Annotated in this window: 9 protein-coding genes; 6 read left to right on the top strand and 3 right to left on the bottom strand. The window is 44.5% G+C overall.

From position 1 onward, the window contains the following. Nucleotides 1-148: 148 nt before the first annotated feature. Complete coding sequence (gene rsmA / locus QO187_RS05380) at nt 149-1012, bottom strand: 16S rRNA (adenine(1518)-N(6)/adenine(1519)-N(6))-dimethyltransferase RsmA (RefSeq protein ID WP_102091795.1); 864 nt, start codon at nt 1010-1012, stop codon at nt 149-151. Nucleotides 1013-1532: 520 nt separating this feature from the next. Here rsmA and QO187_RS05375 point away from each other — a divergent pair. Further along, nucleotides 1533-2312 (top strand): transglutaminase family protein, encoded by a 780-nt coding sequence (locus QO187_RS05375; RefSeq protein WP_102093417.1) that lies wholly within the window; start codon nt 1533-1535, stop codon nt 2310-2312. A gap of 161 nt (nt 2313-2473) precedes the next feature. On the opposite strand, the gene pdxA is transcribed toward QO187_RS05375, so the two are convergent. Next, nucleotides 2474-3574, bottom strand: coding sequence for a 4-hydroxythreonine-4-phosphate dehydrogenase PdxA (pdxA, locus tag QO187_RS05370; protein WP_102093415.1), 1101 nt, complete (start codon nt 3572-3574; stop codon nt 2474-2476). 297 nt (nt 3575-3871) lie between these two features. Between pdxA and dnaB the strand changes: the two genes are divergently transcribed. The 3 genes from dnaB (at nt 3872) to argF (ending at nt 7700) form a co-directional block, all read left to right on the top strand. After that, entirely contained in the window at nt 3872-5275 is a 1404-nt protein-coding gene (gene dnaB / locus QO187_RS05365) for a replicative DNA helicase (RefSeq protein ID WP_057760393.1), read from the top strand. 178 nt (nt 5276-5453) lie between these two features. Next, nucleotides 5454-6560 (top strand): alanine racemase, encoded by a 1107-nt coding sequence (gene alr / locus QO187_RS05360; protein ID WP_102093413.1) that lies wholly within the window; start codon nt 5454-5456, stop codon nt 6558-6560. Between the two features lie 216 nt (nt 6561-6776). After that, a complete protein-coding gene (gene argF, locus QO187_RS05355) occupies nt 6777-7700 on the top strand; it encodes an ornithine carbamoyltransferase (protein ID WP_057760398.1) in 924 nt (307 codons plus the stop codon). 136 nt (nt 7701-7836) lie between these two features. On the opposite strand, the gene rpiA is transcribed toward argF, so the two are convergent. Then, nucleotides 7837-8496: a ribose-5-phosphate isomerase RpiA gene (rpiA, locus tag QO187_RS05350; RefSeq protein WP_057760400.1), complete on the bottom strand. Its 660-nt coding sequence runs from the start codon at nt 8494-8496 to the stop codon at nt 7837-7839. A 306-nt stretch (nt 8497-8802) separates the two neighbouring features. Here rpiA and ilvA point away from each other — a divergent pair, with 306 nt between their 5' ends. Both ilvA and QO187_RS05340 read left to right on the top strand, forming a co-directional pair. Further along, the gene (ilvA, locus tag QO187_RS05345; RefSeq protein ID WP_102093412.1) at nt 8803-10365 is read left to right on the top strand and encodes a threonine ammonia-lyase, biosynthetic; all 1563 of its coding nucleotides are present in this window, start codon (nt 8803-8805) and stop codon (nt 10363-10365) included. A gap of 244 nt (nt 10366-10609) precedes the next feature. Further along, nucleotides 10610-11038, top strand: a complete 429-nt coding sequence (locus tag QO187_RS05340; RefSeq protein ID WP_057760405.1) for an RNA-binding S4 domain-containing protein — start codon at nt 10610-10612, stop codon at nt 11036-11038. Nucleotides 11039-11132: the final 94 nt, after the last annotated feature.

Below are 11132 nucleotides of genomic sequence, written 5' to 3'. Positions count from 1 at the left end.
TTTCTCGCATCGACTCAATAGATGCGGTATTGTAACTATTATTTAGGGCTTATCCAATTGAAGACACGCCCTAGTCATAAAAATAAAGCATAAAAAACCGCCATTATAATTGACGGTTAGTAGCATGCTTTTATGTATCAAAAATACATTATACGTCTAGCTGTTGTGAATGATTGCTTAGGTTCACAAAGTCTGTGACGCTTAATGTCTCAGGTCGTGCCTGCGGATCAATACCACAAGCCTCAAAATCGTCTTCGCTCAATGTCGGTAGCAACGTTGATTTTTTGAAGATAGCACGTAGCGTCTTGCGACGATGGTTGAAAGTCTCACGCACGACAATAGCAAAGTGCTCTTCATCATTTGCGACTACTGGTTTGTTGATATGCGGTGTCAGGCGGAAGACAGCACTGGTCACCTTGGGTGGTGGATTAAACGCACCGCGAGGAACGGTCAGCAAGTAATCTGTATCACAGTGATATTGCATAATGACCGACAAGCGGCCATAAGTCTTGCTACCCACGTCGGCTGTGATACGCTCGACCACTTCTTTTTGCAACATAAAATGCATGTCTTGAATCACATCGGCATAGCTAAGCAGATGAAATAAGATAGGCGTTGAGATGTTATACGGTAGGTTGCCCACTACGCGCAGCTTACCGCGCTCTTCACTATATAGCTCACGGTAGTCCACATGCATCGCATTGTCTTTGATAATCTCAAAGTTTGGATGGCTATTGGCACCGATACGAATACGCAAGCTATCTGCCAAATCACGATCCAGCTCCACCACTGTCATCGCATCCACTTCTGCTAATAACGGCTCGGTCAATGCGCCCATACCAGGCCCAATCTCGATCAAATTGTCATCGCGCTCTAGACGAATACTTTCGACGATTTCGCGAATGACGCTGGTATCATGCAAAAAGTTTTGGCCAAAGCGCTTACGCGGCTGATGTTTGGCAGCACGCAAGCTGTTAGAAATAGTTTGAGCATCAAATGAAGTTTTGGACATAAAAGAGTCTTAATGTATAAAAGATAAATGGGCGATGATAATGTCATGGCAGCGATATACTGACTTTATAATAACAAATTATAGCACAGCTCATAATTAGGCTGTGTTTTTGAATAATTATTATCGATAGACGAGCCATGCTTTTGAGTAACTGACTCGGTAACTTTTTATCCCTACATCCATATAATATAAACTCTGATTATGCTAAATGGCAGCGTCAAATCAAGTGCTAGCAGACAGAAACAGGTACAAAGATGGAGTCATCATAACGATTGCGGCGTAAAAATAAATCGATAATTAATCAATTTCTGACACTTCTCAGGTTTAATAAAGCCCGACTGCATAACGCAATTGGTTATGTTTCACCTTTTGAGTTTGAAAAGCGCTATTATGATAATTTAACCCTGTCAGGCATTGCTGTCTGACTCCAGTAAAGTAAGCCAGTCTCTGATATAGTCGAGGCGGTTCAGCCCTACGCGATCGTCAGCCCGCCAGATAAATACCCTTAGGGAATTCACATATGATCCTGAAACTTAACGTCACCCTCCATTATCGACTCTCAGAGCCAATGGATCTTTTGCTTCAGATCGAAGCTGCTGATCTTGCGGATCAACGGGTACGGTCAGCCGAGATTTGGACATCAGACGTTGCGCATTTTTCACGGGTTACCGCCGATGATGGCATAGGAGAGCGGATTTGGATTCACGCTGAAGGGGATTTTAGCTGCACTTATCTCGCAGAAATCGCCGTTGACCGTCCTGCCTTAGACATATCGGTACTGTCCCAAACGCCCCTGCATCTTTTGCCCGGAGAGACGATCAGGCATTTAATGCCGTCTCACTATTGCCCGTCAGAACAGTTCCATGCCTTCGTGGACGCCGAGTTTGGCAATCTCGCTGGCGGCGCACGAATTGCCGCGATGCGCGACTGGATCGAGTCGGCATTTAGCTACGTACCCGGATCAAGCCATGCACAAACCACCGCGCTTGACAGCTTTGCTCAACGTCAGGGCGTATGCCGCGACTTTGCGCATGTTCTCGTAACCCTAGCGCGCGCGTCGTCGATACCAGCTAGGTTTGTGAGCGTTTATGCGCCCGATATGACACCACAAGACTTTCATGCCGTGGCCGAGGTCTATCTTGAAGGGAGCTGGCACCTCATTGATCCGACTGGCATGGCAGATGCCGACACAATGGCCCGCATCGGTGTTGGGTCCGATGCGTCCAGCGTCGCGTTCTTAACTTCGTTCGGATCCATGGATCTGATCAACCAATCGGTATCCGTAACCAGACAAGCTTAGGGTCCTGATCCTAGGCTTTCGAGCCTGTGTTTAAGACAGATGCTGTTCCTCATGCACGATAAAAGCTTTACTAAATCGTCTTAAGTGGCTGCCTTTTTAGATAGGCATTACTGATACTAAAATTATTAAGTACTATGTGAAAAATATCTATAAGCACTGATTTATACAGCAGGTACATCGATAAGTGATTTATCAGCCATCTCATTAGCCATATTTAGTGCTTGATATAAGCTAGTCGCACTCGCACCGCCACTTCCTGCCAAGTCTAGCGCCGTACCATGATCGACAGAAGTACGAATATAAGGCAAGCCCAAGGTTAGATTGACCGTATCGCCAAAACCGTGCGATTTTAATACTGGCAATCCTTGGTCGTGATACATGGCAATGACCGCATCACAGTTTGCTAAATGTCTGGTGGTAAATAACGTATCCGCTGGCATCGCCTCTGATATATTGACGCCTGCATCGATGAATTCTTGCAACACGGGATTGATAATCTCAATCTCCTCGCTCCCCAAATGCCCGCCCTCGCCTGCATGTGGATTGAGGCCGCAAACCAAGATGCGAGGCTGCGCGAGACCAAACTTTTCTCGCATATCATCGATGACAATTTGTACCGTTTGGCGCACGTTCTCCGCGGTGATGGCAGCAGGGATGTCCTTTAATGGTAAATGCGTAGTGACAAGCGCGACTTTCATCGCTTGGTTGGCAAGCATCATGACGACTTTTTCACAGCCACTTTGCTGCATGAAAAACTCGGTATGACCACTAAACATGGTGCCATCTAATAGCTTGATACCAGCATCTATCAACGCTGATTTTTGCAATGGCCCAGTGACGATGGCAGCGACTGTATTATTTATTGCCAGTTTATGAGCAATATCTAACTGCTGAGCCACCATCGCTGAGTTAGCGATATTGATTTGCCCGCAGACAACTGGTGCGGCACAAGGAATACTCAGTAGGATGAAAGCACTATCAGCGTCTATATCTTGCTGCGATATCTGCTCTACCAAGTTAACATCGAAATTATCGGTATTTATATCTGTATTGATAGTATGCCAGCTAGGTATGCTTTTGAGCACGCCAGCTGCAATCAATTCCTCCGCACGAGTTTGCATGGCTTTAGCATCAGCAGTCACCCAAATTGGTCGAGCAAAGTCTTGTAACTTACCCTCTGCTGCTAATCCTAGCACTACGTCCATGCCAATACCTGCAGGCTCACCTGTGGTGATTAATAGCGGGCGCTTTTCTTCTGTCATAACAATAGCCTTTTTTATTTAAATTACTGATTTTATTATATTTATAATTAATATTTTAAGTTTTTACAATTAGATGCTTTATGGTATTTCTTAGTTCATGAAAAACAATCACTTCATATTTAGTGCTTTATCAAGTCTAAAAAACCACATTATGTGTTAAACTTTCGCATCTGATTGTAGCATTTACAGACAAACCTGAGACCGCGTTTTGGTACTTCTATCGTAGAGGCGCGCTACGTTTGTATTGCTCTATCATCGACATCTTTTTTCATACCCATTTTAACTCATTAGGCACTCATGGCAGAAAACGACAAAACCGACGACTTACTCAATCAGACACCGCCGCACAATATTGATATTGAAAAGGCATTGCTCGCGTCTTTGATGAGTATCGAAGAGGCGTACGACAAGATTGCCGATATTGTCACCAAAGATGACTTTTATGCTGGGCGACATCAATACATTTTTGATGCCATTGCTCATTTGGCGGCAGTGAATGAGCCTTATGATACGGTCATGGTACACGACTGGTTAGAAGCGCAAAAGCTACTAAAAGGCGCAGGTGGTGACAGTTATTTGGCCGATATTTTGAGCCAAAGTCCTGCGACCTTATTTAACCTGACTGCCTACGCCCAGCGTGTGCGTGAGCTCTCAACGCTGCGTCAACTGATTACCACTGGTAATGACATGCTGACACTTGCCTATAATCCAAAAGACCAAAGCGTTAGCGACATTCTAGACAATGTCGAAGGCAAGATATTTAGTATCAATGAGCAGCATAACAAACGTGCGGAACAGCGCGGACCTGTTGGTATCACTTCTGTCTTAACCAATGTTATCGATAAGATTCAAGAGCTAAAATCTAATCCCGACGGCATGATTGGTTTGCAGACACCATTTGCTGAATTGAATAACAAAACCCAAGGCCTACAAGCGGGTGACTTGATTATTGTTGCTGCGCGTCCTTCGATGGGTAAAACCACTTTTGCGATGAACTTGGCAGAAGGGATTTTGTTCAATGAAGATTTGCCAGTCGTCGTGTTTTCGATGGAGATGCCTGCAGAATCTATCGTCATGCGTCTGCTGTCCTCATGGGGCGCGATTAACCAGACGCACCTGCGTTCTGGGCAAATGAACGAAGATGAATGGGCAAAGATGATGAATGCCATTCAACATTTGCAATCAAAGCATTTATATATTGATGACAGTACTGCCCTACCGCCGTCTGAGATGCGTTCCCGCTGCCGCCGTATCGCCAAAAACCATGATGGTCGCTTGGGTGCTATCGTAGTCGATTATCTTCAGCTGATGAAAGTACCAAGTCTAGATGGTAACCGTGTTGGCGAGATTTCCGAGATTTCTCGTAGTTTAAAGGCACTGGCACGTGAGCTTGAATGTCCCGTGATTGCATTGTCACAGCTTAACCGTAGTCTAGAAAACCGTCCAAATAAACGTCCTATCATGTCGGATCTACGTGAGTCTGGTGCGATTGAGCAGGATGCCGATTTGATTATGTTCATCTATCGTGATGAGGTTTATAATGAAAACTCGGACCACAAAGGCGTGGCGGAAATCATCATTGGTAAACAGCGTAACGGTCCTATCGGTACTATTCGTCTAGGCTTTGAAGGTCAATTTACCCGCTTTATCAATCTAACGCCAGAGTACTATCAAGGCGTGAGTTTTGAGAATGATGAGTAACTAACCTTATAAAATTTAACCCTAACAAAGACTAAGCCTTATATAGACTCAGTTTCAATTATAGGTTAATGAATAATTTTACATAACCAGTTTTAATACAATAGCCAGTACCGCATCAACTCAATCGATGCAGTGCTGGCTTTATAACTTCATAATTCTACTCATAAAGAAGGCGATTATGCGCACAATTACTATAAAACCAAAAGCCCTTACTCATAACCTAAATCAAGTCAAACAACGAGCACCTCAGTCTAAGGTATTGGCTATGGTCAAATCCAATGCTTACGGACATGGCGTAGCGGCAGTCTTGCCAGCCCTGCAGCAAGCAGATGGTATCGGTGTCGCTACGTTGACTGAAGCGCTAGAAGCCAGACAGTTAGGTTGGGAGAAAACCATCGGTCTAGTAGAAGGTGCGTTTAGCGCTGATGAGTGGCAGCAATCGATTGATCATGAGATTAGCTGCGTGATTCACCACGGACCACAGTTAGAATGGGCACTACAAAATATCCCACCAGCTGGCAGTGCAACTAGAGTAGCTTGGCTCAAATACAATACAGGTATGAACCGTTTGGGTTTCAATGCTGAGGGTGTGCTATCAGCAGCAAAACGCCTACATGAAGCGGGTTATCAGCTGATTCTAGCCACGCATTTCGCCAATGCTGATGACCACGATCACCCATTAAATGCGATGCAGATTGAGCGCTTCTCAAGCGTACTAGCGACTTTGAAAGACACCATTAGCCCAGATATCCAAGGCTCATTATGCAACTCTGCTGGTATCGTCAACTTCCCAGAACATCATTATGATTGGGTACGTCCAGGTATTATTTTATACGGTAGCTCGCCTGTGGTTGATAAAAGCGCACAAGAACTAAACTTGCAGCCCGCGATGGAATTTAGTGCTCAAATCATTGCTCTACAAACCGTTAGCGCAAATGATGCGATCGGCTATGGTAGCCGCTGGCGTGCGCAGCAAGATACCAGAACGGCGTTGGTCAGCGTTGGATATGGAGATGGCTATCCACGTGTGGTCACTGATGATGCGTATGTCACTGTCATCGATGCTAACGACAGCCAAAGCTACCGCTGCCCAGTGATTGGGCGCGTGGCTATGGATATGATTGTCATTGATATCAGTAGCGCACCTGAGAGTCTTGCTATAGATAGCAAAGTCATGCTCTGGGGCGATGCGCCGCGTGTCGATGAAGTCGCAGGTCATGCTGGGACGATTAGCTATGAGCTATTATGTCGCCTTAGCATACGTCCAAACCGTACACAGGCATAATCATTAGCGGCACAGTCATTAGCATATAAGATATTGTGGCTTGCTAAGGTGATTTCGGTCTATTTGGCAAGCCATTTGATCTTGATAAAAATGAACGTTTACATTGAAAGTAAATACGCTATACTAAAAGTTTGTTGTCAACCCAGTAACGCACTGACGCGATGCTATTGAAGACTGATGACGTTTCACTGACTGCGATCGACTGCTAGGATTACTATGAGTTTGCGCCATTTTTTAACCTTATCTGATTTAACCAAACAAGAACTAGAAAACTTAATCAAACGCGCAAGCGAACTGCGTAAGATGCAACACGCAGGCGAGATATACCAGCCTTTTGTTGGTCGTACGCTTGGCATGATATTTGAAAAATCTTCAACGCGTACCCGTATCTCGTTTGAGACCGGTATGGGTCAATTTGGTGGTAACGCCATATTTTTATCACCAAACGATACGCAGCTCGGTCGCGGCGAGCCATTAGAAGACTCAGCACGCGTGATTTCTAGTATGGTAGATATCATTATGATTCGTACCTTTGGGCACGAAAAAGTTGAAACCTTTGCTGAATACTCAAGCGTACCGATTATCAATGCGTTGACCGATGACTATCATCCATGCCAGTTGCTTGCTGATATGCAGACCTATTACGAGCATCGCGGTAGTATCGAAAATAAGATCGTCACGTGGGTCGGTGATGGCAATAATATGTGCTCATCATTTATGCAAGCTGCTAATCAGTTTGGTTTCGAATTACGTGTCGCAGCGCCTTATGGGTTTGAGCCTGATCCGAAACTTATGGAGCGCTTCTCACACTGCGTCAGTCTGGTAGAAAACGTACAAGATGCAGCAAAAGATTCTAACTTAATTGTCACCGATGTGTGGGCAAGCATGGGGCAAGAGTCAGAGCAAAACACACGTGCACGTCGTTTTGCCCCTTATCAAGTGACGCCGTCTCTATTAGACAAAGCCGACCCTGAAGTGGTGTTTATGCACTGCTTGCCAGCCCATCGCGGCGAAGAAATCTCTCATGATATGCTTAATGACCCACGCTCTGTCGTTTGGGATGAAGCTGAAAACCGCCTACATGCCCAAAAAGCATTGATGGAGTTTTTACTTAAAGACAAAATCAAGTTACCTGCATAACTTAGACTATTCTGTAAAAAGACAGTGAGATCAATAGTAAAATAACTTGCTAGTACCCTCCTAAATAAGTTCTCAAATAAAAAAGCCGTCCAGATCTGGACGGCTTTTTTGGTTATACAAATGATTCAAAGATAGTTTAACGCGTGAGCGTTGTCACGCCATTAGCACCTGCTTTTAGCAAAACGTCTGCTTGGTTTGCTGCAAAGATACCATTACAGACCACACCTACGATATTATTTAGCTCTTTTTCGAGCGCGATTGGATTACTCACATCCAAATCATAAGTATCTAGAATGACATTACCATAATCAGTGACAAAGTCTTCACGATATACTGGCTCACCGCCTAATTTGGCCAATTGGCGAGCCACATAAGAGCGTGCTTGTGGTAATACTTCAATCGGTACTGGAAACGCGCGACCTAATATATCAACACTTTTACTATCATCGACCATACAGACGAACTTGTTTGAAGCGGCTGCCACAATCTTTTCGCGAGTCAATGCACCGCCGCCGCCTTTGATAAGTTGCAAGTGTTCATTGACTTCATCCGCACCATCGATATAAACATCCAATGTACCAGCAAAGTTTAAATCGACTATTTCGATACCAAGCGCACGAAGTTTGTCTTCTGTCACCTGTGAGCTAGCGACAGCGCCAGCAAGCTTCAATTGTGGCAACAACTCAATCAAACAGTTGACCGTACTACCTGTCCCTACCCCAAGTATCATATCGTCTTCGATATAGCTTAGAGCAGCTTTGGCCGCGGCTTGCTTTTGTGCTTGCTGATCACTCATCATAAATCCTTGGAAAATAAACGTATGGTCTTAAAAAAAGTAAAAGGCTAAAACAGATAAAATGCGCGGCTATTATAACCGATGATATTAATGGATGTTAGCGCATCATGACGCTAATTTGTGAGTCCTATCGTGCCTAGCTCAGGCTTAACTTAGGTAAATACTTGCACTTCATGTAAATTCGAGCACGAAATCCAAAGAAAACTGCAATTGAGTCTTGCAAGATACTAAAAATCGGCATAGGCTAATCTATTTCGTTTTTATATTCATTTATACTTTTTATATTCACTCTGTTTAGGGATTACTATGCTGTCACAGCTGTCACACTGGGTACGAGCCATCTTACAAGCCACCGTCTATGACGTTGCTATTCAAACACCACTTGAAACGGCGCCCAAGCTGACCCAACGTTTTGCCAATGACATTAGATTTAAGCGTGAAGACTTACAACCGGTCAAATCATTTAAATTGCGCGGTGCCTATAACCGCATCAGTCAGTTGAGCGATGAGCAAAAAGCGCGTGGCGTGATTTGTGCTTCAGCAGGTAATCATGCGCAAGGCGTGGCTTACTCTGCACGCAAATTATCACTAAATAACATCATCGTTATGCCAACCACGACTCCTGACATCAAAGTGGATGCGGTAAGAGCACTTGGTGGCAATGTAGATCTGCACGGTGATAGTTTTGATCAAGCAAACCGCTATGCGATTGACCGCGCTGAACGCGAAGGACTGACCTTTATTCCGCCTTATGACGATGAACTGGTCATCGCAGGACAAGGTACCATCGGTCTTGAGCTGACCCAGCAGTGGCGTAATATGGACTATGTATTCGTTGCCGTTGGTGGTGGTGGTCTGATTTCAGGTGTGGCCGCATTTTTAGGTGAAGTGGCACCACATGTCAAAGTGATTGCGGTAGAAGCCGAGCAGTCAGCTTGTCTAAAAGCAGCACTTGAAACAGGTGAACGTGTCAAACTTGAGCAAGTAGGATTGTTCGTCGATGGGGTGGCAGTCGCGCAGATTGGTGAATTGCCTTTTGATGTCGTCCGTACGCAAAAAAGCGATAACTCAGGCCCTATCGTTGAGCCTGAAGTGATCACTTGTACCAATGATGAAGTGTGTGCGGCTGTCAAAGATATCTTTGAAGAGAATCGCAGTATCGTTGAGCCTGCTGGCGCGTTGTCAGTCGCTGGTATGAAAAAATATATCGAAGCCAATAATATTCAAGATAAAAACTGCGTCGGTATCATTTGCGGTGCCAATATGAATTTTGACCGCCTGCGTTATATCGCTGAGCGTACCGAAATCGGTGAGAAAAAAGAAGCCATCTTTGGGGTTACTATTCCTGAACAAACAGGCGCTTTTTTGAACTTCTGTCGCAGTCTACATGGCCGTAACATCACAGAGTTTAACTACCGTGCTGACAGCAAAAAGTCACCAGACTCAATGGAGCCTGCCTCAATCTTCGTAGGTATCGCTTTAAAAGAAGGCGAAAAAGAGCGTCAAACCATCAGTAACCAATTGTCAGACGATGGCTACACTGCTCACGACCTGACTGATGATGATATCGCCAAATCACATATTCGTCATTTGATTGGTGGTCATGCTCATGTCGAAAACGAACAATTGCTACAAGTAGTATTCCCAGAACGTCCAGGCGCATTGCTAACGTTCTTAGAAAAATTGGGTGATGACTTCAATATTACTTTATTCCATTACCGCAACCATGGTGCTGCTGAAGGTCGTGTGCTGGTTGGCCTGCAAGCCTCTGAAGGTAACTCTCGTCAGCTACAAGACGCGCTTTTAGATATTGGTTATGACTGTGCCACGGTCAATGACAACATTGGCTATCAGTTGTTTTTAAGATAACCTCTTAAGAGTATGTTCCTAAGATGAATAACAAAAGCGGCTTCTCTTATGATTAGCCGCTTTTTGCATCATATAACCCGATACTAGGGAATGTCCCTATTTTAAAAATGGTGATAAACGTTTGAACTGGGAACACGTCCTAAGCACTACAATCACAAAAATACATTTGCAAATAGTAAAGTTGCCCTAATATTATTTATATAAAACTATGATTTAATATAAAAACGAATGCAGAGTGACTCTTATGAAGAAAAATGCTAATGCTGATGATAATAACCAAGGTTTGGTGAAAATCCGTCTCGATAAATGGCTATGGGCAGCTAGGTTTTATCGTACACGCACCCTAGCCAAACAAGCGATTGAAAGTGGACGCGTACACTATGCCGGTAGCCGGGTAAAAACCAGTAAAGAGATTTCAGTCGGAGATGAGCTAACCATTCGCCAAGGCTCAGCGACCGCTATGACTGAAAAGACGGTCGTTGTTGAGGCGCTATCTGCACAGCGTGGCAATGCGACCGCCGCTGAGGTACTATATTCAGAGACCAAAGAAAGCGAGACGCGCCGTGCTTACTATGCCGAACAGCGCAAACTGGCCAACCTTGCTCGTCCTGACAACAAACCCAACAAAAAAGAGCGACGCGATCTACAGCGTTTTAAAAGTAATCAAGATTAAAACCGTTTCACTATCTCACCTTTTGGCCATGCATCATATGGCCAAATTTCCATTGTTAAATGACGCTATTGTTTAGTCTCTATCCTTGCCATTC

This window comes from Psychrobacter sp. Arc9, from assembly GCF_041431295.1.
Taxonomy (GTDB): Bacteria; Pseudomonadota; Gammaproteobacteria; order Pseudomonadales; family Moraxellaceae; genus Psychrobacter.
The sequence above is the reverse complement of the archived record's forward strand: the minus strand, read 5'-3'. Positions and strand labels throughout refer to the sequence as shown.

What these genes read in the sequence shown, in the direction of transcription:
- rsmA (WP_102091795.1), bottom strand. Translation starts at nt 1,012, where the DNA reads ATGTCCAAAACTTCATTTGATGCTCAAACTATTTCTAACAGCTTGCGT.
- QO187_RS05375 (WP_102093417.1), top strand. Translation starts at nt 1,533, where the DNA reads ATGATCCTGAAACTTAACGTCACCCTCCATTATCGACTCTCAGAGCCA.
- pdxA (WP_102093415.1), bottom strand. Translation starts at nt 3,574, where the DNA reads ATGACAGAAGAAAAGCGCCCGCTATTAATCACCACAGGTGAGCCTGCA.
- dnaB (WP_057760393.1), top strand. Translation starts at nt 3,872, where the DNA reads ATGGCAGAAAACGACAAAACCGACGACTTACTCAATCAGACACCGCCG.
- alr (WP_102093413.1), top strand. Translation starts at nt 5,454, where the DNA reads ATGCGCACAATTACTATAAAACCAAAAGCCCTTACTCATAACCTAAAT.
- argF (WP_057760398.1), top strand. Translation starts at nt 6,777, where the DNA reads ATGAGTTTGCGCCATTTTTTAACCTTATCTGATTTAACCAAACAAGAA.
- rpiA (WP_057760400.1), bottom strand. Translation starts at nt 8,496, where the DNA reads ATGAGTGATCAGCAAGCACAAAAGCAAGCCGCGGCCAAAGCTGCTCTA.
- ilvA (WP_102093412.1), top strand. Translation starts at nt 8,803, where the DNA reads ATGCTGTCACAGCTGTCACACTGGGTACGAGCCATCTTACAAGCCACC.
- QO187_RS05340 (WP_057760405.1), top strand. Translation starts at nt 10,610, where the DNA reads ATGAAGAAAAATGCTAATGCTGATGATAATAACCAAGGTTTGGTGAAA.